At 38.4% G+C, this 21653-nt stretch carries 22 protein-coding genes and 1 other annotated feature; of the genes, 8 read left to right on the forward strand and 14 right to left on the reverse strand.

The window, feature by feature from the left end; genetic code table 11:
- Nucleotides 1-30 precede the first annotated feature (30 nt).
- Complete coding sequence (locus E1I69_RS03065; protein WP_116351814.1) at nt 31-249, forward strand: DeoR family transcriptional regulator; 219 nt, start codon at nt 31-33, stop codon at nt 247-249.
- Between the two features lie 122 nt (nt 250-371).
- Here E1I69_RS03065 and E1I69_RS03070 read toward each other — a convergent pair whose 3' ends face one another.
- Nucleotides 372-1091, reverse strand: coding sequence for a pseudouridine synthase (locus E1I69_RS03070; protein ID WP_136378163.1), 720 nt, complete (start codon nt 1089-1091; stop codon nt 372-374).
- 126 nt (nt 1092-1217) lie between these two features.
- Between E1I69_RS03070 and E1I69_RS03075 the strand changes: the two genes are divergently transcribed.
- Nucleotides 1218-1424: a hypothetical protein gene (locus E1I69_RS03075; protein ID WP_136378164.1), complete on the forward strand. Its 207-nt coding sequence runs from the start codon at nt 1218-1220 to the stop codon at nt 1422-1424.
- 83 nt (nt 1425-1507) lie between these two features.
- Here the strand turns inward: E1I69_RS03075 and E1I69_RS03080 are convergent, their stop codons facing one another.
- On the reverse strand, nt 1508-3142 hold the full coding sequence (locus E1I69_RS03080) for a putative polysaccharide biosynthesis protein (RefSeq protein ID WP_136378165.1): 1635 nt from the start codon (nt 3140-3142) through the stop codon (nt 1508-1510).
- Nucleotides 3143-3359: 217 nt separating this feature from the next.
- Here E1I69_RS03080 and E1I69_RS03085 point away from each other — a divergent pair, with 217 nt between their 5' ends.
- Together E1I69_RS03085 and E1I69_RS03090 are read left to right on the forward strand one after the other, a co-directional pair.
- On the forward strand, nt 3360-3752 hold the full coding sequence (locus E1I69_RS03085) for a thiol-disulfide oxidoreductase DCC family protein (protein ID WP_136378166.1): 393 nt from the start codon (nt 3360-3362) through the stop codon (nt 3750-3752).
- Between the two features lie 13 nt (nt 3753-3765).
- Nucleotides 3766-5040, forward strand: coding sequence for an NAD(P)/FAD-dependent oxidoreductase (locus tag E1I69_RS03090; RefSeq protein WP_136378167.1), 1275 nt, complete (start codon nt 3766-3768; stop codon nt 5038-5040).
- Nucleotides 5041-5071: 31 nt separating this feature from the next.
- On the opposite strand, the gene E1I69_RS03095 is transcribed toward E1I69_RS03090, so the two are convergent.
- The 4 genes from E1I69_RS03095 to E1I69_RS03110 all read right to left on the reverse strand — a co-directional run bounded on the left by E1I69_RS03095 (nt 5072) and on the right by E1I69_RS03110 (nt 6934).
- A complete protein-coding gene (locus E1I69_RS03095; protein ID WP_116351820.1) occupies nt 5072-5257 on the reverse strand; it encodes a sporulation protein Cse60 in 186 nt (61 codons plus the stop codon).
- Between the two features lie 48 nt (nt 5258-5305).
- On the reverse strand, nt 5306-5881 hold the full coding sequence (locus E1I69_RS03100) for a hypothetical protein (RefSeq protein WP_136378168.1): 576 nt from the start codon (nt 5879-5881) through the stop codon (nt 5306-5308).
- Nucleotides 5882-5942: 61 nt separating this feature from the next.
- Complete coding sequence (locus tag E1I69_RS03105) at nt 5943-6314, reverse strand: hypothetical protein (RefSeq protein ID WP_242634524.1); 372 nt, start codon at nt 6312-6314, stop codon at nt 5943-5945.
- 320 nt (nt 6315-6634) lie between these two features.
- Entirely contained in the window at nt 6635-6934 is a 300-nt protein-coding gene (locus E1I69_RS03110) for a rhodanese-like domain-containing protein (RefSeq protein ID WP_136378169.1), read from the reverse strand.
- Nucleotides 6935-7252: 318 nt separating this feature from the next.
- On the opposite strand from E1I69_RS03110, the gene E1I69_RS03115 reads away from it, so the two are divergent.
- Complete coding sequence (locus E1I69_RS03115) at nt 7253-8302, forward strand: M42 family metallopeptidase (RefSeq protein ID WP_136378170.1); 1050 nt, start codon at nt 7253-7255, stop codon at nt 8300-8302.
- A gap of 72 nt (nt 8303-8374) precedes the next feature.
- Here E1I69_RS03115 and leuS read toward each other — a convergent pair whose 3' ends face one another.
- Nucleotides 8375-10792, reverse strand: coding sequence for a leucine--tRNA ligase (gene leuS, locus E1I69_RS03120; protein ID WP_136378171.1), 2418 nt, complete (start codon nt 10790-10792; stop codon nt 8375-8377).
- Between the two features lie 61 nt (nt 10793-10853).
- Nucleotides 10854-11079: a binding site (T-box leader), on the reverse strand.
- Between the two features lie 408 nt (nt 11080-11487).
- Between leuS and E1I69_RS03125 the strand changes: the two genes are divergently transcribed.
- Nucleotides 11488-12549, forward strand: coding sequence for a multicopper oxidase domain-containing protein (locus E1I69_RS03125; RefSeq protein ID WP_136378172.1), 1062 nt, complete (start codon nt 11488-11490; stop codon nt 12547-12549).
- Nucleotides 12550-12680: 131 nt separating this feature from the next.
- Here the strand turns inward: E1I69_RS03125 and E1I69_RS03130 are convergent, their stop codons facing one another.
- The 6 genes from E1I69_RS03130 to E1I69_RS03155 form a co-directional block, all read right to left on the reverse strand.
- Nucleotides 12681-13457 carry a 3-hydroxybutyrate dehydrogenase gene (locus tag E1I69_RS03130; RefSeq protein ID WP_136378173.1) on the reverse strand — a complete coding sequence of 259 codons (777 nt, stop codon included), beginning with the start codon at nt 13455-13457 and terminating at the stop codon, nt 12681-12683.
- A 15-nt stretch (nt 13458-13472) separates the two neighbouring features.
- On the reverse strand, nt 13473-14792 hold the full coding sequence (locus E1I69_RS03135) for a GntP family permease (protein ID WP_136378174.1): 1320 nt from the start codon (nt 14790-14792) through the stop codon (nt 13473-13475).
- Nucleotides 14793-15099: 307 nt separating this feature from the next.
- Complete coding sequence (locus E1I69_RS03140) at nt 15100-16473, reverse strand: sigma-54 interaction domain-containing protein (protein WP_136378175.1); 1374 nt, start codon at nt 16471-16473, stop codon at nt 15100-15102.
- 89 nt (nt 16474-16562) lie between these two features.
- Nucleotides 16563-17753, reverse strand: coding sequence for an MDR family MFS transporter (locus E1I69_RS03145; RefSeq protein ID WP_136378176.1), 1191 nt, complete (start codon nt 17751-17753; stop codon nt 16563-16565).
- Between the two features lie 556 nt (nt 17754-18309).
- Nucleotides 18310-18471, reverse strand: a complete 162-nt coding sequence (locus E1I69_RS03150; protein ID WP_116351830.1) for a glycogen biosynthesis protein GlgD — start codon at nt 18469-18471, stop codon at nt 18310-18312.
- 11 nt (nt 18472-18482) lie between these two features.
- Nucleotides 18483-18767: a YtzC family protein gene (locus E1I69_RS03155; RefSeq protein ID WP_136378177.1), complete on the reverse strand. Its 285-nt coding sequence runs from the start codon at nt 18765-18767 to the stop codon at nt 18483-18485.
- A gap of 253 nt (nt 18768-19020) precedes the next feature.
- Here E1I69_RS03155 and E1I69_RS03160 point away from each other — a divergent pair, with 253 nt between their 5' ends.
- Both E1I69_RS03160 and E1I69_RS03165 read left to right on the forward strand, forming a co-directional pair.
- Entirely contained in the window at nt 19021-19983 is a 963-nt protein-coding gene (locus E1I69_RS03160; RefSeq protein WP_136378178.1) for a TIGR01212 family radical SAM protein, read from the forward strand.
- Complete coding sequence (locus E1I69_RS03165) at nt 19980-20552, forward strand: class I SAM-dependent methyltransferase (protein WP_136378179.1); 573 nt, start codon at nt 19980-19982, stop codon at nt 20550-20552. The genes E1I69_RS03160 and E1I69_RS03165 overlap by 4 nt, the downstream gene beginning before the upstream one ends.
- A gap of 21 nt (nt 20553-20573) precedes the next feature.
- Here E1I69_RS03165 and E1I69_RS03170 read toward each other — a convergent pair whose 3' ends face one another.
- Entirely contained in the window at nt 20574-21611 is a 1038-nt protein-coding gene (locus tag E1I69_RS03170) for a tetraprenyl-beta-curcumene synthase family protein (protein WP_136378216.1), read from the reverse strand.
- Nucleotides 21612-21653 lie beyond the last annotated feature (42 nt).

The following is a 21653-nucleotide window of genomic DNA, read 5'->3' on the forward strand; positions in this document are numbered from 1 at the left end:
TCATGTACAAAAATGATAAGGAGTGGTTTTTTGAAACCTTCAACAAACCGTATGTTAACTCGTATCAAATCAGTCTACATGTTTATTAACGAAAAAGGGACTGTAACAACTCAGGAGCTTGTGGATGAATTTGGAACTACTTCACGTACCATTCAGCGCGATTTGAATGTGTTAGCATATAATGATTTGGTTCAAAGCCCTAGCCGAGGAAAATGGACAATCACAAAGAAGAAAGTCAAAATATCTTAGCAACAACTATAAGGGGCGCATGAAGAAGGTAGCAAATAACTTCACACTAGAAGGCCTTTTCATACAGATACATATATAGAAACTAGATCAGATGAAAAAAAGGGGCTGTCACTCAGCCCTTGTTACTTTTTCGTATACGTTTTTAATAGCGTAACCTCTTCATCGGTGAGTTCTCGGTACTCACCGAGCTCAAGCGTTTCATCAAGTGGTATTGGCCCCATCTTCGTTCTTTTCAAGTAGATGACACGTTTTCCTACTGCTTCAAACATTCGTTTTACTTGATGGAATTTTCCTTCTTCGATTACAACTTCAATCTCAGAACGTAATCCACTGCTTATGATGGTGAGAACAGCTGGCATCGTCTCATATCCGTCATCTAGGGTCACGCCATTTCGAAAAGCCTCCACATCCTCTGCTGTTACCTCCCCCTCAATGATAGCTACATACGTTTTCGGAACATGTTTTTTGGGGGAAAGCAATTGATGGGCAAGCTGCCCATCATTCGTTAAAAGTAATAACCCTTCCGTATCTTTGTCCAACCGCCCCACTGGAAAAGGCTTATAGACCGCATCTTCCATTTCTAACAAGTCTAAGACTGTATCATGAAGATGATCCTCTGTTGCAGATATAACACCTTGAGGCTTATTCAACATTAAATAGATAAATTCCTTGTACTCAATCACTTCTCCATGAACGGTGACTATATCTGATTCGACTTTTACATGCTTACTAGAATCTTTAACCGGAATGCCATTTAGTTGAACAGATCCTGATTTTAATAAGCTTTTTACCTCTTTTCTACTTCCAAACCCTCGATTTGCGAGTAATTTATCAATTCGCATGTCATGCCCTCCCTTATTTGTGCGAATACCCATCTTTATAAGAATAGGCGTTTTATTCATTGCACAAACGCCCTCTTTACATACACTGTTATTGTACTTTTAAAAAGAAAAAGGAGCGAGACCACTATGTATTATTATGACTATGATTATCGTCAACAACCTCAGGGTTTCTTCCCAGGCATTCCTGGATTTCCTGGAGGCGGCGGAAACGTAAACCTTCGTCTAGACCGTCTTGAGCGCCAAATGCAAAGATTACAAAATCAGATTGATCGTCTAGACCGCCGTGTAGACCGAATTGAGCGCCGTCTCGGCTTTGGTACATTCCAAGGCTAACACATAAAGAGAACCTTCTAACACCCGGGAACACTTATTCCACACACAGTTATGTTTAAGAATCTTTAAAAAAAGGCTTGCACTCACTGCACAGCCTTTTTCCTATTTCTTGATAAAAATGAAATTCGGTTGCCAATTAGCACCTCTAATAGGCGTGAACGATATGCTAAATATAAGTATGCAACAGCACCAACACCAACACCTACTAATAACACAAAGACTGACTGTAATCTGCCATTCTCATAACCAACAATAAACGATAATAACCATTCAATTAACAGTATCATCAACGCCATCACTGTCGCAAAAATAGCCATTAAAAGCGTTCTTCTTACAAACAATGAATAACTATACCCCGCATGTCTTGATATCATCCAGAAGCAATACGAAATTGCAACCGTGTAGCCTAAAGCTGTTGCAAGTATTGAACCAATCTCACCAAACCAAGTAATAAACAGACTATTGAAACTGATTTTTAGAATGAGTCCCATAAATAAACTCACAACCGCAAACTTTTGCTTATTAATTCCCTGTAAAATAGCTGCTGAAATCGAATAAAATGAAAATAGAATCGCAACAGGTGCATACCATCTTAAAATTCTGCCACCAGCCGCACTCATTTCAAATAACGCATTAAAGGTAGGATACGCTAATACAGATAAACCTACAACTGCCGGTAAAACCAACAGAACACAAATTTGAAATGTCTTATCAATTTGGCTTCTAAGTAGTTTAAAATCACCTGAAGTAAATGAATTTGTAATCGTTGGAACAAGTGTCAAACTAAACGCCGTGGCCAAAGAAACGGGAATCATAACTAATTTTGGAACCATGAATGTGACATATGAGAATAATCCCTCTGATACATCTTTATCAAAACCGTTTTCGATCATTGTCCTGTTGAAGGTTAGTTGGTCAACGTATTGATAAAGAGGTATTGAAAGTCCGACAAGGACAAAAGGTCCTGCATAAGAGAAAAGCTCCTTAAACATTTCCTTTGTTGTCATATCCGTTTGTGGTCTACTTTTTGCAAGCATTTCATCTAAATATGGTTTTCGCTTAAACCAATACCAAATGAGGACTGCCAATCCACCCAGTGCCCCGATAAACGCACCAAATGTAGCTAATCCAACTGCGAATACCCTTTCACCAGCCATTACCTGCATCACAATAAAGGTTGCAGATAAGACGAAAAGAATACGAACAATTTGTTCCACAACCTGTGAAACAGCCGTTGGTCCCATTGATTGGTGTCCCTGGAAAAAGCCTCTTTGAATACTCATAATCGGAACGACAAGTAGTGCAAAGCTGACCATTCGAATGACATACGTAACATCTTCAACTGTATTTTTTGCATCTTCTCCACCAAGAACAATGGGTGCAAGTATGGGTGCAAGTAAGTTTAAGATTGTAAAGCCTAATAGACCGGTTAGCCCCATCACGATAAGTCCGGATTTATACATCCTCATTCCAGTATGATAATCGCCAAGGGAATTATATTTCGAAACAAATTTAGAAACAGCAGCTGGAATTCCGGCTGTTGATATAAATAAAAAGATCGTATATTGAGCATACCCATAGGAATAAAGAGCAGAACCAATATCTCCAACTAAATAAACGAATGGAAAAACATAAATCATTCCAAGTACTCGAGAAATATATGTAGCAAGGGTTAAGACAAACGTCCCACGCAGTAATTTTGAATTTGAATCTGCCATATTAAATCCCCAATCTCTATTTTTGAAGACTAACTAATCAAGTTTATCATATTTATAAAAATTAATAACCTACATTTATTTGTCAGTTTCATGACATATTGGATTCTTTCGCTTTTTCATGTATAGTTTAGACTTATTGAATTTGAAATTCAACGTTATTCTATGCACTGTTCCCATGGTATGATGTAGATAAGAAAATATGGGAGTGTGGAAAACCATGAATCATATTATCTTATTTGATGGGGTATGTAATTTTTGCAATAGCAGTGTGCAATTTATCCTGAAAAAAGATTCGAAACAAATGTACCAATTTGCGTCCCTTCAAAGTGAAACAGGAAAGTCATTATTGAAAAAATATGGCATTCCTGAAGATATTAATAGTTTTGTATTAATTGAAGGTGATCAACATTTTACAAAATCAACTGCAGCGCTTAGAGTCTGTCGTAATCTAAGTGGTGCTTACCGCTTTCTGTCTATTTTTAGATTGATACCAGCTCCCATCAGGGACATATTTTATCATATAATTGCCAATAATCGTTATAAATGGTTTGGAAAACAGGAAAGCTGTATGCTTCCTTCTCCAGAGGTTCGGAAGAGATTTTTAGATTAAGGAGTGTTTACATTTGCAATATGATGTAGTTGTAATTGGAGGAGGGCCTTCTGGCTTAATGGCAGCGATTGCTGCCGGTGAACAAGGTGCAAAGGTACTTCTTTTAGATAAAGGAAATAAACTCGGAAGAAAGCTGGCGATTTCAGGTGGAGGGCGATGTAATGTCACAAACCGTCTTCCAATCGATGAAATCATTAAGCACATACCAGGAAATGGTCGGTTTTTATATAGTGCATTTTCTGTTTTTAATAATGAAGATATTATCGCTTTCTTTGAAAAATTAGGGATTCAGCTTAAAGAAGAAGACCATGGCAGGATGTTCCCAACGACCAATAAAGCGCAATCTGTTGTTGATGCTTTGTTAACTAGGCTCCAGTCATTAGATGTCGATATCGAAACGAACACACCTGTTGCTAGGCTTGAATATAAAGATGGACGTGTGAACGGTGTTCATTTAAAAAATGGTGAATATATAGAGGCTGGCTGTATCGTTGTCGCTGTCGGCGGTAAATCGGTACCACAAACTGGTTCGACTGGAGACGGCTATGCTTGGGCAAAAGCAGCTGGTCATACGATAACAGACCTTTTCCCAACTGAAGTTCCGGTTACATCTGACGAGGAATTCATCAAAAACAAGACGTTACAAGGTTTAGCTCTACGGGATGTTGCTGTAAGTGTTCTAAATCCTAAAGGAAAAACAGTCATCACACATCAAATGGACATGCTGTTTACTCACTTTGGTATTTCGGGACCAGCCGTTTTACGCTGTAGCCAGTTTGTTGTAAAAACGATGAAAAAGTTTAATGCAGATCGTGTAGTCATGAGTATTGATGCACTTCCATCATTAAACGAGGAGCAGATCTTTCAGCAGATTTTAAAACAAGCAAAAGAAGATCCAAAGAAATCTTTAAAAAATAGCTTAAAAGGCTTCTTACCAGAAAGATACCTACTCTTTTTACTGGAGAAAAATGAAATTGACCCTCTCGTAACATATGCAAATTTATCGCATGACCGTATTCGTGCGTTTGCCAAAGATTGCAAACAATTTCAGTTCACGGTCAACGGAACGCTACCCATTGAAAAAGCATTTGTAACAGGTGGTGGGGTTTCGATTAAAGAGATTCATCCAAAGGAAATGGAATCAAAATTAATGAACGGACTCTTTTTCTGTGGGGAAATCCTTGATATTCACGGATATACAGGTGGTTATAATATTACATCTGCCCTTGTGACAGGGAGATTAGCCGGTGAAAATGCAGGAAAGCAAGCAACTGCCTTACGAAACTAAAATAGAGCCTAACTCATTAGCAACTAGTGGGTTAGGCTCTATATATGATCATTGCTGAAAAACAAAAAATTTGGTCATCCTCTTGGTCACAGGAAACCCCAACTTGGAATTTAACCTCAACTATATCATGTTCATCTACTTTTTCAAAAAAACGATTCATTTTATGTTCTAAATCCTCTTCATGTTCTTCATCAAAAACCTTAACCTTTAATGCCATAAACTCCACCTCCACTACTAGTATTGACAGAGTTTTAGATTCTTAAGCTTATAATCTAGGTTTTTTCATTCTTTTAAGGATTATGAACCCTACAATGAATAAGACTCCGACTATGGAGAGGTACAAAACAAGATTTGATGTTCCTGGCTCTCCTAGATCATCTTGCAAATCCACTTTTTCTGTCGGAGCCTCCCCTTTTCCAAGTATATCTAGATCCTCACCCGCTGCAGATAACAATTCCGTTCTCTCACAAAATCCTGTTTCTAATTGTTCTTTATCCCCGTACGCATATACAAGATATTCCTTGTTTAATTCAAATTCATATCCACAGCTCGCGCCTGACCTTGCAGTACTAACGATGACCTGGGAAGTTTGAATACCTTTCCAAGTTTCTCTAACCTCGAATAACACGTTTATTGGGTCTGCACTTGATTGGATGTAGGAAGATTTATTTTCATCAACAAGATTAATCACTTTACCAGAAAAAACCGCTGTTTTTCTATTTAACTCCTCATTTACGGATTCTGGCCGAGCACAATCACATGCAGATGCTTGACGAGGGAAAAGGCTAATAAAAATTAGAAAAAGCAACAGTAGGACAAGTAGCCCTTTTACATATTTCAAATCGTCGACCCCCTTTTAAGGTATAGTCGAAAATGACTGTGAAAGGTTGCATCTAAGGAAATTAGTGCATTTCCTTTCTTTCAAACCAGCCTGTAAATAAAAAACAGGTTATGAAAGCTACCAACGTTACTGTAATTGCCATTACAAGACCGATAAATGCCATGAATGTATCGTCCCCTGGGAATTGTGGTTCAAGTGTTACAATCATGTAGGTAAAAACAATTGTTAGTAGCAAATAAAAGCTACTACCGATAAACCCTCTTAAAATCCGACCCTTTTTATCTCCAGTCCATGCATGTAGTAGAATAATCCAGGTTACCAAGCTTCCTATAACAGCCCCAAACATTATCAATAAATGAAGAAAAGGAATTGTTAAAAAGCCCAGTAAAAAAAGAATTAGTAAAGTTGAACCAAATAGAATTGCATTTAACACAAATAAAAATAACCCACTAAGCCAAGGGTTTTGGAATCACTCATAATTTGATAGTTTTTTTACTAGACGATTATTAAGACTAATGCTATTTACCAGTTTATTTCGATTTATTCCCACTAAAATGATTAACAATATACCGACCATTAAAAAAAGCGTCATATTTTCCTCCTTTAAAAACAGTAATTAATTTGATTTTAACGGATGTTTTATTGTTTTTCAATAAATTTTTATCTCTTTTAAATACAATGTTATTGTTTTTGAACAAAACAAAAGCGTGAATTCATAATAGAATCCACGCTAGATATGTATTGGGTTCTGTTTTAACGTTTTGTTTCACCAGTCCAATTCATCATGCCACCGACCATGTTTCGGACTTTGTAGCCTTGGTCATCTAGATAGGCACAGACGTTGAAGCTTCTTCCACCTGAGCGGCAAATGATAATGTATTCTGTATCCTTATCAAAGTACTCTAGGTTATCTGGAATTTCCCCCATTTTGATATGCTTAGCACCCGGAATCATACCCTCTGCTACTTCTTCATCTTCACGGACATCGACTAGCTCTACTTTTTCACCATTCTCAAGCTTTTGTTTTAGTTCTTCTGTGATTTCTTCAATCATAGGTCCCATCCTTTCAAAAATCGTCTCGACCATTATAACAAAGTGGAAATAAAGAATACAATTTCCCACGTTTTGTCAAACTAGAATTTCAATATAAAAAAGAGTATGATAAAACTAGCTGAACATTATTCAGCAAAAGTCCCATAATTTATATGTGTGTGTGAATGCATTAAGAATTTTGTAGGGGTTTAATAAAGCTGAATAAAGTTAAAGCCTCCGGCGGATGCCACGATTTTTCAAAGGAATTTTTTCGATCAAGCTCGAAAAAAATCGGGCGCAAATACGCCAAGGCGCATTTGATTATAGGGGGAAATAAAGTTGACTTATCCAAAAACTGATGAAACGATTCAACTCATAAAGGAACTTGTTTCGATTCCAAGTCCATCTGGAAACACCAATGAAGTGATCACTTTTGTTGAAAAGCTTCTAACAGAAGCAAATGTGGATACATATCGAAATCGCAAAGGCGGTCTCATCGCTACACTTCCTGGAAAGGACACACAAAAACACCGTATGCTCACTGCCCATGTGGACACATTGGGAGCTATCGTAAAAGAAATCAAACCAAGCGGTCGATTAAAGTTGGATCTCATCGGTGGTTTTAAATATAACTCCATCGAAGGCGAATATTGCCGCATTGAGACTTCCACAGGGAAATTCTATACGGGTACAATCCTGATGCATCAACAATCCGTACATGTCTATAAAGATGCTGGAAAGGCTGAGCGTAATCAAGATAATATGGAAGTCCGTATTGATGAAAAAGTAAAAAATGCTGATGAAGTTCGAGCTCTTGGTATTGAGGTTGGGGACTTTGTTTCCTTCGACCCACGAGTTGAGGTTACACCTAAAGGTTATATCAAATCTCGTCATTTAGATGATAAAGCAAGTGTTGGTATTCTGCTTCAACTGATTAAACAAATCAAAGCCGAAAACATCGAACTTCCATATACAACCCATTTTTTAATTTCGAATAACGAGGAAATTGGCTATGGTGGAAATTCCAATATCACCCCTGAAACTGTTGAATATTTAGCAGTGGATATGGGAGCAATGGGTGATGGTCAATCAACAGATGAATATACAGTTTCCATTTGTGTGAAAGATGCAAGCGGTCCATATCACTACGCTTTCCGTAAAAAGCTAGTCCAACTTGCTGAAAAACATGAGATTGGCTATAAGCTAGACATCTACCCTTACTATGGATCTGATGCTTCTGCAGCGATTCGTTCAGGACATGATATTATCCACGGATTAATCGGTCCTGGAATTGACTCTTCTCATGCGTTTGAGCGTACACATAAGGATTCAATCGAAAACACAACAAAATTGATTTATCACTATCTACAATCCGAAATGGTTGAATGAGCGTATTAGGATGAAGGAAACCTCAGGCATCCTGTTACATATTTAAAGCCCTCCACTTGGAGGGCTTTATTTTTAATTCGCTACAATATTTACAAGCTTACCAGGTACCGCAATTACCTTACGGACTGTTTTGCCTTCGATTTGTTCTTTGATTGGGTCTGCACCCATTGCAATTTGTTCAAGTGCTTCTTTTGTAGCATCCGCTGGGACATGAAGCTTCGCTTTTACTTTTCCGTTCACTTGAATGACAATCTCAATTTCAGCTTCCACTAATTTTGCTTCATCAAATGCTGGCCATGATTCATAAGCAATTGAACCTGTATTACCTAACTTCTCCCAAAGCTCTTCAGCAAGATGTGGAGCAACTGGAGAAAGAAGTTTTACAAATCCTTCAATAAATGGCTTCGGTAATTCAGATGCTTTGTATGCCTCATTAATAAATACCATTAATTGTGAAATTGCAGTGTTAAAGTGTAATGCTTCGTAATCCTCTGTTACCTTCTTCACTGTTTGGTGATACACACGTTCAAGTGAAGTATCACTTGAATCAGCTTTTACTTTTGTTGAGATGTTTCCATTGTCATCAACGAGCAATCGCCAAATGCGATCTAGGAAACGTCGAGAACCATCAAGTCCGTTTGTTGACCAAGCGATAGAAGCATCTAATGGTCCCATGAACATTTCATATAAACGAAGCGTATCAGCACCATGTGATTCAATAATATCATCAGGATTAACAACATTTCCTTTTGATTTACTCATTTTTTCGTTACCTTCACCAAGAATCATCCCTTGGTTGAAAAGCTTTTGGAATGGTTCTTTCGTTGAAACAACACCAATATCATAAAGAACTTTGTGCCAGAATCTTGCATATAGCAAGTGTAGCACCGCATGCTCTGCTCCACCGATATATATATCAACTGGTAACCATTCTTTTAATTTTTCCGGATCTGCTAGAGCTTCTTCATTATGTGGATCAATATAACGTAAATAGTACCAGCAGCTACCTGCCCATTGTGGCATGGTGTTTGTTTCACGACGACCTTTTTTACCGGTCTTCTCATCAACCACATTCACCCAATCTGTGATATTCGCTAGTGGCGATTCACCTGTTCCGGAAGGTTTGATTTCCTTCGTTTTTGGAAGCATAAGTGGAAGTTCTTCCTCTGGAACAGTTGTCATTGTTCCATCTTCCCATTGAATGATTGGAATCGGTTCACCCCAATAACGCTGGCGGCTAAATAACCAATCACGAAGCTTGTAAGTAATTTCCTTTTTACCAATCTTATTTTCCTCTAGCCATGCAATCATTTTAGTTATGGCTTCTTCTTTATTTAAACCATTAAGAAAATCTGAATTTACATGTTCACCGTCACCAGTATATGCTTCTTTAGAAACATCTCCACCAGCAACTACTTCTTTAATCGGCAATTCAAATTTCACAGCAAATTCATAGTCACGCTCATCATGGGCAGGAACTGCCATGATTGCACCTGTTCCATAACTCATTAGGACATAATCCGCAATCCAGATTGGCATTTTTTCTTGGTTTACAGGGTTGATGGCATAGGCACCTGTGAATACACCAGTTTTATCTTTTGCTAAATCAGTACGCTCAAGATCACTCTTACTCTTAATTTTATTTATATAAGCAGTAACTCCTTCTTTTTGTTCAGGAGTCGTAATTTTATCAACAAATGGGTGCTCAGGAGCAAGTACCGCGTAAGTAGCACCAAATAAAGTATCCGGACGTGTTGTGAAAACAGTAAATGTTTCATCATGTCCATCAATGTTGAAAGTTACATGTGCTCCTTCAGAACGACCAATCCAATTGCGCTGCATTTCTTTTAAGCTTTCAGGCCAGTCTAGTTCTTCTAAGTCTTCTAGTAAACGCTCAGCATATGCCGTAATTCGCAATACCCATTGTCTCATTGGGCGTCTTTCTACAGGATGGCCTCCACGTTCACTCTTTCCATCGATGACTTCTTCATTAGCAAGTACTGTTCCTAATGCTGGACACCAGTTAACAGGAATTTCATCAACATATGCTAATCCTTTTTCATAAAGCTTAGTGAATATCCATTGAGTCCATTTATAATAGTTAGGATCTGTGGTGTTTATTTCACGATCCCAATCATATGAAAATCCGAGTTCTTTAATTTGACGACGGAAGGTATTGATATTTTTTTCGGTGAATTCAGCAGGGTCATTACCGGTATCTAATGCATATTGTTCAGCAGGTAACCCGAATGCATCCCAACCCATTGGGTGTAGAACATTGTACCCTTGCATTCTCTTCATTCTTGCTAAAATATCAGTAGCAGTATAGCCTTCTGGGTGACCTACATGTAGTCCAGCACCAGATGGATATGGAAACATGTCTAGCGCATAAAATTTACGCTTTCCTTTGTCTTCAGTTGTCTTAAATGTTTTGTTCTGTTCCCAATGCTGCTGCCATTTTTTTTCGATCTTTTGGTGATTAAAACTCATAAGACTTCCTCCTTAAATAATCCTAAAAAACCTCTAAAAAAACAAAAAACCTCTAATCCCAAAAAGGGACGAGAGGATATGTATTCTTCCCGCGGTACCACCCACATTAGTGACAAACTGTGCACTCACTTCATTTATCCTTAACGCGGACCATACGATAAGCACTAGTATACTCTTCATGCTTATTGCTCTAAGGCGAGTTCATGTTCATCAACGATTGACTTGCACCACCCGTCAACTCTCTAAAACGTGTATAGAACATTACTACTCCTTTTCAACGCTTCATTAATTTTTAATTATACTCAGTATTGTATAGAATTTGCGAAAGAACTGCAAGTAAAATAGGAAAAATTGGGCTTTTCCCCCAACATTATACCCACTTTATCCTTTCCTAAACATGGAAGGTTTATTCTTCAGTTTATCTCACTTTTCTTCTAAAAATAAGATAACCAGTACTTTGTGAAAACAGCCCCAAATTGTGAAGGATTATTGACTAAAAATCATGTATAGAGAGCGTTTAAACCCTTACCACTATTGGAAAGTTGTTTATATGTTCACCTTTTCACAAACTGTACACAGTTAACCATTAAAATCGTGATTTATATCACTCTTTTGGGTCCCCTCTCTGAATATGATAGAGGTGTAGAAAGCAATCAATTACTAAAATAATAACCAAGTTCAAGGGGGTAAAAGTTATGAACAAGAAAGTGAAATGGTTACTCGCATCTTTGGTTGGAACTTCAATTGTTTTATCTGGTTGTGGAAAGCAAGACGTGGCGTTAGAAAAAAAGGTGGAGGCTCAAACAACAGCTGAAGAAACAAAAGCCGGAGAAATTATCTCCCCACACAAAGACCTTAACCAAGAACCTATTCCTTTAAAGGTAGAAAGAATTGCTGAAAATGTTGTTAACGTTGAAATGACCGCACAGATTACGGACATTGAAATTGACAAAGGCTATATGTATAAGGCTTGGACCTTTAATGGTGAAGCACCTGGACCTGTCGTAGTTGTAAATGAAGGTGACACTATTAACTTCACACTAAAAAATATGGATCCAGCCATTCCACATAGCATGGACTTCCATGCGGTGCATGCATCACCTTCAAAAGATTTCATAGATGTCATGCCAGATGAGAGTGGAACATTCTCTTATCCAGCAACCAAACCGGGAGTGTTCATGTATCACTGTGGTACAAAACCTGTGTTATCACATATTGCAAATGGCATGCACGGAACCATTATTGTAAAACCGAAAGATGGCTATCCAACAGATAATGAGGTTGATAGAGAATACTTGATCATCCAAAACGAATGGTATAAATACAATGACTTAGATGATATGACAAATGGTGTACCTAGCCAAGTTGTTTTCTCAACAAAAGCTCTTAAAGAAGGCGACTTAAATACAAATGGCGATACTTTCTCATTAAAAGAAACACCACTACTTGCAAAAGTAGGAGACAAAGTAAGACTTTACGTTAACAACGTTGGTCCAAATGAAGTAAGTTCTTTCCACGTAGTAGGTACAATATTTGATGATGTGTATATCGACGGCAACCCATACAATCATATGGAAGGCCTACAAACAGTTATGCTTCCTGCAAGTGGTGGTGCAGTTGTAGAATTCACCGTAATGAAAGAAGGAACATATTCAATCGTTACCCATCAATTTAACCACGTACAAAAAGGAGCAGCAGCATTGTTAAAGGTAACTGCAGATGGGAAAGATGATGGAAGTGCAGCAGCTGGGCATTAAAAAAAGACCATATAAAAAAGCACACAACTGGCACTTCTTTATACAGTCAACAAAAGTCTAAATAAAGTTTAACATACAATTAGAAAAATAGCAGAAAAAGAATCTCAACTTCCGAGATTCTTTTTCTATTTCTATTGAGCCGTATATCCCCCATCGATTACACATGCCTGACCTGTTATTCCTTTTGCATGCTCACTTGCTAAAAATAGTACATAATTGGCAACCTCATCCACTGCTAGCAATCGTTTTTGCGGTACAAGCGGATAAATCACCTCTTCTAAAACCTTTTCCAAATCAACATTTCTTGTCTTTGCTAAATCCGCCAATTGATTTCTTACAAGTGGAGTATCCACATACCCAGGGCAGACAGCGTTCACTGTAATCCCATGCTCTGCTCCCTCTAATGACGCAACCTTCGTTAACCCAATGACACCATGCTTTGCACTATTATAGGCAGCTTTGCCGGCAAAGCCAATCAACCCATTGATGGATGCCATATTAATAATCCGCCCAAATTTCTGCTGTTTCATAATCGGAAAAACATGCTTAATGGCAACAAATGGAGCAGTTAGCATAACAGATAATAGCAGTTCAAATTTTTCCTTTGGAAAATCCTCAATTGGTGACACATGTTGCAATCCTGCATTATTAATTAAACAATCAATTCTTCCATATGTTGAAACCGTCTCATTGATCATCTTAATAATTTCTGTTTCATTCGTGACATTACATCGCAAACCAATTACATCATAACCTGATTGTTGAAGCTGTAAAGCCGAATTTTCAACTTCAGTTTCATCGATATCGGTTAATACGACACGTGCACCCTTTTCAGCAAAAGTTTTTCCGACTTCAAAACCAATTCCACGTGCTGCACCGGTAATTAAGACAACCTGATTTTTGACCATAAAATAAATATCCTCCTAAATCCCTAAGCCTAATGAAAATAAAACAATCGCTAAAATAAGCCCGATAGTAGGAACAATAACAGTTAAAGCACCGACCGCTCCATATGCATCCTTATGTGACTCTCCACAAATGGAACGAACAGTTGTAACAACATAGCCATTGTGTGGTAATGAATCTAAAGCACCCGAAGATATGGCGACTACCCTGTGAAGTGCTTCTGGATTTACCCCCGTTTCAATGTAATGCGGGGCTAAAAGTGGCAATGCAATTGCCTGACCACCTGACGCAGATCCTGTCATCCCTGCAATCACACTAACCGCAATGGCTCCACCGATTAATGGACTTCCAGGAATACTTGTCATTGCATCAACTGCTACTTGGAATGCAGGCACTGCCTTAGCGACTCCGCCAAAACCTACAACAGCTGCTGTATTACCAATTGCTATCAACGCACCCATCGTTCCCTCTGATAGTGCTTTACCAACAGATGTAAAATACTTTCTATTTAATAAATAAGTTGAAATAACCCCACCTAATAAAGCAATAATAAGTGCAGATTGGGCAAGTTTGTCATGAAAGATAAACGAAATAATTAGAACTACGATCAACGGAATAAGTCCTGTAATCGGATGCGGCAGTTCTTTATTTTCGACAATTGGATCATTTTCTCTTGAAACGAAGGTCTCCCCATTAGCAACTGCCTTAGAAATCATTCGTTTTAACCACCAGCCACCGAAAATCATCATAAAAACAGCAACTATTGCACTAACTTCCCACCCTGCTAGTGGTGATGTACCTAGATATTCAATTGGAATCCAGTTTTGAATTTCTGGCGACCCCGCAGATGTCATTGTAAATGTAACAGAACCGAATGCTAAGGTTGCAGGAATAAATCTCCTTGGTAAATTTGCCTCTTTAAATAAGCTAATAGCCATTGGATAAACAGAGAAGGCAACAACGAACAAACTTACTCCCCCATATGTTAAAACAGCACAAGCAAGAACAATGGCAAAAATGGCAAATTTCATCCCAAGCTTATCTACTATCCACTTTGATACACTATCCGCTGCACCACTATCTTCCATCACTTTTCCAAAAATGGCACCTAATAAGAACATGAGGTACCAAGAGGTTACGAAGCTAGAAAATCCACTCATATAATTTCCAACAAAATTGGCTTCTCCCTCGCCGACCAACTGCGGAAATAATGGCAGTCCACTTAAAACTCCAACAAACAAGGCACATAAAGGACCTGCGATTAATAGGTTCATCCCCCTCATCGTTAAAAAAATAAGAAGCGCTAAACCCCCAACTAGCCCTATCATACTGAGCATTTTGTTTCCCCCTCGCTTTAAATTAGTAACCGTTTTCATTTCTTTTCTTAGTACAATTGGTAAATTTGCTAGCGGCTTAATACAGTTTCGAATTTTTCACCACCCATTTTTTAAAAATTTCACTTTACTATATTGCAAGTGACGTACCAACTTTGGAAAGTTCAGAAAATCGCCATATCTTACTATAAATTTCACTTTAAATTCCAGAATTCTGGAATAGTAGATTATAAGTTTCTTATAAAAGCCTGTATTTTTGGATAAAAAAACGATTCCAGAAAACCGGAATAACGTTCCGGAAACCTGGAATCTATATTTCAAGGTTTAGCTTTTTAAGTTTTTCGTACATGCTAGATTTACTTATCCCGAGTGCTTTAGCTGCTAATTGCTTATCATTGTTGTATTTATGCAGTGTTTTCGTGATTACGCGTTTTTCAGTATCTTCAATGATTTCCTTTAATGATTTTTGACCGATTAATAGTTTAGGATCATCCACCAAATAATCCGGTAATGAATGAATTTCAATTTTTTCTCCAACTGTCAAATGAATAGCAGCTTCGATTACATTTTCAAGTTCACGAAGATTTCCCGGCCATTGATGGACTTGAAGAATATTTATCACCTCATCATCGATAGCCGTGATACGCTTGCCAGTTCGCTTTGAGGCTCTCTCGATAAAATACTTTGTTAAAGGAATAATATCCTCTGGTCTTTCTCGCAATGGTGGGATTGTAAATGGGATGACATTGATCCGATAAAATAAATCCTCCCTAAATCGTTCTTCAACAATCATTTGCTCTAATGGTCGATTGGTCGCTGCAATCACCCTTACATCCACAGGAATAGGATTTAATCCACCCACAGGTTCGACTTCTTTTTCCTGAAGTACGCGCAATAACTTTATTTGCATATGTAATGGCATATCACCGACTTCATCTAAAAAAATGGTCCCTCCATCTGCTAGGACAAACTTACCTTTTTTGCCACCCTTTTTTGCACCCGTAAAGGCTCCTTCCTCATACCCAAAAAGCTCAGACTCTAACAAATGCTCCGGGATTGCACCACAATTAATTTTTATGAAAGGTTTTTTACTTCTCTCACTTAATTGATGAATACTATGGGCGAATAATTCCTTTCCAGTCCCGCTTTCGCCTCTAATTAAGACGGAAATATCCCCTGATGCAATATTTTTAACCTTCTCCTTTAATTCGAGAATTTGTCTTGATTCCGTCTTAATATCATTTAATGTATATTTCGCCCCATTATTCTCCTGCCAATCTTCGATATATGTTTGGAGCTGTGACATCACGCTTTTAATATGAGTGTTCATTTTATTTAATGCTTTTGTATCTCGGAAAATAACGGCGCCGACCGCCCCAATAATTTTATTATCTGAATGAATGGGAATCCGATTGGCAATCATATAGTTTCCTTTAATATAGTGAGGGCTCCCGATTTCCTCTTCTCCCGTTTGAACCACAATATGCATCCTACTGTTTTCAATAACCTCTGTAACGTGTGTTCCAATGACTTCTTCTCGATTAACCTCTAAAAATTCACAATAATTGTGATTGATATACACTATTTTCCCCTGATGATCTACGACAACAATCCATTCATAAGCAGTATCAATAATCGTTTCTAGAATCTTATTTTTGAATTCTAAATCATCTTGATTAAACATTTTCCCACACTCTCCCCTACGTACATCATATCACCAGTACAACAGGTCATTAAAGAGGATAAAAATAAAGACCCGATACAAACTATGTATCAGGCCTTCGCACTTAGGACAATATTGCTTTTTTCTTTCAGTTTTCTATCATAGATAACCGTTGTAAAAATGGAAACGAACAATAAAACTGCCAGGACCGTGAATAATATACTCATGCCCCATAAATCTACAAGTATTCCACCAAGAACAGGTCCAATCATTCTGCCACCGGTTGCCGTACTATTCACTATTCCTTGATAAAAACCTTCTCTTCCTTTAGGTGCAAGATCATTTGCAATCGTTGGAACAGCTGGCCAAACAAACATTTCACCAACCGTTAAAATAATCATGGCCACTAAAAACCCGCTAAATGAATCAGCCGTTGAGACAAGTAGGAACGAACAAATAAAAATAAGAATTCCAATGATAATTTGTTTTTTTAAGGATTTAGCAATGGTTTTTATCGCTATGTTCAGTAACGGCTGTCCGAGGACAATTAATCCACCATTGACTGTCCATAATAAACTATATTGTTTTAATGTGATGCCAATGTCCTGTGTATAGCTTGAAATTGTAGCCTGCCATTGCACATAGGCTACCCAACATAAAACATAACCGATACAAAGAATTAACAGGGCAGTTAATTTCGAACGGTTTCTGACTGTTTTAGATTGTTCAAGGATACTTGTTTGCTTTCCTTTTTCAGCATGTATTCCACGATAACCGAATAATGCCACCAGGAAGAACAAGACATACATGAATGTATTGGCCATAAAAATATAATCAAACGAGTAGGAAGCTACAAATCCACCAAGGCCTGAGCCTATCGCTACTCCGAGGTTCTGCGCGATATAGACTGCATTAAATGACTTTCTTCCACCTTCTGGCCAAACGGCTCCTGCCATCGCGAACATGGCTGGAAACACCATTCCAGTCCCTAGACCTATGATGGTAAGAAAAATAACATAATGTGGCCACCCATGAAAGAAGGTTAATCCTGTAAGAGCCACTAAAGAAATAAGGATTCCTGATAAAATTGACTTGTAGCCGCCAATTTTATCAAATAGGACGCCACCTACTAAATTCCCGATTACGGTCGCACCCGCATTCACCATTAACACAAGACCTGCTACAGATAGAGACTTTCCTAGATGGCCATGAATATAAATCGCGTTTAACGGCCATAAAAAAGATGAACCAGTTACATTAATCACCATTCCGATGATGATCATCCAAAGTGCTCTCGGCATACGGGCACCTCCTTTTAAACTTTTTTAAATTGCATACCAAAATAATTCTATTCCCTGCTACACATTTAATCAATTTAAAAAAGTATTCCGATAAAAGGACAAGGTCACGGTACAGGCTTAGGTGAATTTTTGCCGTGCATGTTCCGCGAGAACATTGTTGCGGTACATTCTTGGGTGAATTTGAGGCGAGCGTGTATCGCGAGAACCGTCTCACGGGACATGTTTAGAGGATTTGAGGACGAGCATGTATCGCAAGAACTCTCTCACGGGACAGGCTTAGGCGGAATTTAGGACGAGCATGTATCGCAAGAACCGTCTCACGGTACATGCTTAGAGGATTTGAGGGCGGGCGTGTACCGCTAGAACCATCTAGCGGGACATGCTTAGAGGATTTGGGGGCGGGCGTGTATTGTAAGAGCCATCTCACGGGACATGTTTAGAGGATTAGAGGACGAGCGTGTATTGTAAAAACAAGGGCCATCTCACGATATACGCTTGAAAGACAAATAGACTCAAATATAAACCGACAAGCATACATCACTTGTCGGTTCAACGTTTATTCAGGGCGTTGCTTTGATTTTATCGGTTGCCCTTTTTTAAGGTAATTTTGCTTTGATTTCTTCACAGGATCAAAATCCTGTCCGAATTCCACATCATTGCTATTTCTACCATTTTTCGTTTTTTGCTCAGGATTGTTTTGGTCGGAACGTTTTTTCATAATTTCATCCCCTACATCTTATACTCTTGAATGATATTTGCATCTAAAGTCATATCATTTTGGAGTTGCTGCAATTGGAGTCTCATTCGGTGCAATTGCTCACGTTGCTGGTCATTACAGCTCTGAGCCAGCTTTGCTAATTCGTTTGTGACTTCCTCTAATTGCATCTGTGCCTCGGTATACTCTGTTTCATTATAAGCTTCTTGCCTTCTAGCAGTGGTGATTTGTTCTTGGGCATTACGAAGAGAATCCTCACAGCGTTGCAAAAACGCCTCAACAGATTGTCGAGTAGCCATACTTCCCCCTCCTAATTCCAAAATGAGAAAAACTAAGCTTTCTCCTTTATAGTGTGTTCATCCTTAATTTCTTCTCTCAGAAAAGTTATTACCAATTTATGTGGCCCACACGAGGTGGGACACACAATGACGTTGCCACAGGATTTGGCGTGCTTAGTCTTTAAACTTTTGAATTTTTTTCATTTGAGTTTCTTTAAGCCCCCATGCTAAAATTTAACGTAGGTATTTTTACTTAGTTAGGAGTGGCAAACAAATGCCTCAGGTTAACCCTTTTCCATATTCAACAGATAATAAACGATATCATACATGGAATTATCACTTACGAAATACATTTGGACATAAGGTATTTAAAGTTGCACTTGATGGAGGGTTTGATTGCCCAAATCGAGATGGTACAGTGGCACACGGTGGCTGCACGTTTTGTAGTGTTTCGGGATCTGGTGATTTTGCTGGAAATCGTGCGGATGATATTCTTACACAGTTTCATACAATAAAAAATAGAATGCATGAAAAATGGAAGGACGGTAAATACATGGCGTATTTCCAGGCCTTCACGAACACTCACGCACCTGTTGAGGTATTGCGTGAACGATTCGAGCCTGTTTTAAACCAAGAAGGGGTTGTTGGTATTTCGATTGCAACAAGACCTGATTGTCTTCCGGATGATGTTGTCGAATATTTAGCAGAGCTAAATGAACGAACTTATCTTTGGGTTGAGCTTGGCTTACAAACCGTACATGAAAAAACAGCACAACTAATTAATCGTGCTCACGACTTTCAATGCTATATTGAAGGGGTCAATAAGCTTCGTAAGCACAATATTCAGATTTGCTCTCATATAATTAATGGGCTCCCGCAGGAAACGCCAGAGATGATGATGGAAACCGCAAAGCAGGTTGCGAAACTCGATGTACAAGGAATAAAAATTCATTTGCTACATTTATTAAAAGGAACACCGATGGTCAAACAATATGAAAAAGGACTTTTGGAATTCCTCTCTTTTGATGAATATATACAATTAGTTTGTGACCAACTTGAAATTTTACCCCCAGAAATGATTGTTCATCGCATAACAGGGGACGGTCCAATTGATTTAATGGTAGGGCCGATGTGGAGTGTAAATAAATGGGAAGTATTGAACACTATTGATGCTGAACTGAAACGTCGAGATAGCTATCAAGGGAAATATTATCAAAAGGTTGTTGAAGTGTTATGAAAATAGACCGCATTCTTCCATTTGCACGGAATTTACTAACACTTGCAGTTAATGAAGGCGATTATGCCGTTGATGCAACGATCGGAAATGGGCATGACACCGCTATGTTAGCGTCATTAGTTGGGGATAATGGACATGTTTTCGGCTTTGATATACAAAGAGATGCAATCGAAAGTACAACTTCCCGACTGCAAAAGCAGGATTTACTCAATCGAGTTAGCCTGTTTCATAAAAGCCATAATCAACTTTTAACAACATTACCGACAGAGGCCCACGGTAAAATTACTGGTGCCGTTTTTAATTTAGGATATTTACCTGGTGGAAATAAGGAAATTGTCACAAAGCCTGATTCTACGATTGATGCGATCGAGCAATTACTAGCTCTTATGAAGCCTGAGGGTATTATTGTCCTTGTGGTGTATCACGGTCACGAAGAAGGAGCAGTTGAGCGAGATCGCCTTTTAAAATACTGCTCAACACTTGATCAACAACGTGCACATGTATTAATGTATCGATTTATGAATCAAATAAATAATCCGCCATTTATTATCGCTATCGAGAAAAGATAGAGCTTGCATCGCTCTATCTTTTTATCCAATTACATGTTGAAATCTTCGGTAAGCCCGTCCATTCACGTAAAAGAAAAACGACGTCTTTCCACCAAGTCTAATGATTTTCTTTGCGATTTTTAAAACACTTCGTTGTGTTCGAACCTTTTCATCTGATAAGTAAAGACCCAATAATCCTCGATTAATCATTCGATGGAATTTTTCATTTGGCAATCCCGCTGTATGCTTGTCTGCTTCAATAATAAAATGCTTAAGGCGAGCCACAAGTTCATTCTCATGCGGATAGTAAAAACAGAAATTCAAGTCCCCGCCTTGACGGTCTTCTTCTTGGTCGATGAAATAATCAAGAAGGATGTGGAGCCCTTGGATATAAGGAAAATATCCATTTCGAACTTTAATGGCAATTTCCTGGTTGAATTCCTCATGAAATGCATAAGCAACTAAACAAAAAATACCTAGTGTTGAACCTGAGCATGCTGAAAATTCATACCATTCCATACGTGGGAGATGATCTTGATGGCTTTTAAACCAGTTCTCAAGCCTCGGTACACGCTCTTCCACCTTGACATGCTTATGTATTTGCAGATCACAGTAATAGGCAGCTAATTCCTGTAAATAAGTAGCGATTTTATCATAATGGTTGATGTTTTGAAGAACTTCCTGGCAGGTTAAGACTAGGCTTTCTAAATAGCCGCCATCATTCTGTTCATTGCGATACTGATAATAATTTTTAGTTGGTTGCCCTGGCCGTAATGCATCTGGCATGGAATCATGGAGCGAACGAAAGTCAACAGGGTCTAATGAGGTACTTCGATCACACAGATTATCCAGATAATCACTAATTGTCTGATAAGCTACAATAAAACGGATGCATTCCTCTATTTGTTCTTCTGCTAATAATGCGAGGATGGCCCCACCTTCACAGTGAAAGGTTTTAGTTTGAATACTTGCCAAAGCCTGCATCCGAAGCTCCTCATTTGGAATCTCCTCTGCTTTCTTTTTCCAAATAGCTAATTCACGATGGACAATTGGAAATACCTCACGATACACTTTCTTCATTAAACTAATTGGTTGTGTTGGTACCAAAGATATCACCTCAAA

It is taken from the genome of Bacillus timonensis (assembly GCF_004799755.1).
In the GTDB taxonomy this organism is placed as follows: domain Bacteria; phylum Bacillota; class Bacilli; order Bacillales; family Bacillaceae_L; genus Ferdinandcohnia; species Ferdinandcohnia timonensis_A.

Excerpts from the sequence above, each read along its gene's own strand:
- E1I69_RS03095 (WP_116351820.1), bottom strand. The coding sequence starts at position 5,257 with ATGGCATTAAAGGTTAAGGTTTTTGATGAAGAACATGAAGAGGATTTA.
- E1I69_RS03150 (WP_116351830.1), bottom strand. The coding sequence starts at position 18,471 with ATGAAAAAACGTTCCGACCAAAACAATCCTGAGCAAAAAACGAAAAAT.
- E1I69_RS03170 (WP_136378216.1), bottom strand. The coding sequence starts at position 21,611 with ATGAAGAAAGTGTATCGTGAGGTATTTCCAATTGTCCATCGTGAATTA.
- E1I69_RS03080 (WP_136378165.1), bottom strand. The coding sequence starts at position 3,142 with ATGGCAGATTCAAATTCAAAATTACTGCGTGGGACGTTTGTCTTAACC.
- E1I69_RS03125 (WP_136378172.1), top strand. The coding sequence starts at position 11,488 with ATGAACAAGAAAGTGAAATGGTTACTCGCATCTTTGGTTGGAACTTCA.
- E1I69_RS03155 (WP_136378177.1), bottom strand. The coding sequence starts at position 18,767 with ATGGCTACTCGACAATCTGTTGAGGCGTTTTTGCAACGCTGTGAGGAT.
- E1I69_RS03135 (WP_136378174.1), bottom strand. The coding sequence starts at position 14,792 with ATGCTCAGTATGATAGGGCTAGTTGGGGGTTTAGCGCTTCTTATTTTT.
- E1I69_RS03085 (WP_136378166.1), top strand. The coding sequence starts at position 3,360 with ATGAATCATATTATCTTATTTGATGGGGTATGTAATTTTTGCAATAGC.
- E1I69_RS03165 (WP_136378179.1), top strand. The coding sequence starts at position 19,980 with ATGAAAATAGACCGCATTCTTCCATTTGCACGGAATTTACTAACACTT.
- E1I69_RS03075 (WP_136378164.1), top strand. The coding sequence starts at position 1,218 with ATGTATTATTATGACTATGATTATCGTCAACAACCTCAGGGTTTCTTC.
- E1I69_RS03070 (WP_136378163.1), bottom strand. The coding sequence starts at position 1,091 with ATGCGAATTGATAAATTACTCGCAAATCGAGGGTTTGGAAGTAGAAAA.
- E1I69_RS03140 (WP_136378175.1), bottom strand. The coding sequence starts at position 16,473 with ATGTTTAATCAAGATGATTTAGAATTCAAAAATAAGATTCTAGAAACG.
- E1I69_RS03130 (WP_136378173.1), bottom strand. The coding sequence starts at position 13,457 with ATGGTCAAAAATCAGGTTGTCTTAATTACCGGTGCAGCACGTGGAATT.
- leuS (WP_136378171.1), bottom strand. The coding sequence starts at position 10,792 with ATGAGTTTTAATCACCAAAAGATCGAAAAAAAATGGCAGCAGCATTGG.
- E1I69_RS03145 (WP_136378176.1), bottom strand. The coding sequence starts at position 17,753 with ATGCCGAGAGCACTTTGGATGATCATCATCGGAATGGTGATTAATGTA.
- E1I69_RS03160 (WP_136378178.1), top strand. The coding sequence starts at position 19,021 with ATGCCTCAGGTTAACCCTTTTCCATATTCAACAGATAATAAACGATAT.
- E1I69_RS03110 (WP_136378169.1), bottom strand. The coding sequence starts at position 6,934 with ATGATTGAAGAAATCACAGAAGAACTAAAACAAAAGCTTGAGAATGGT.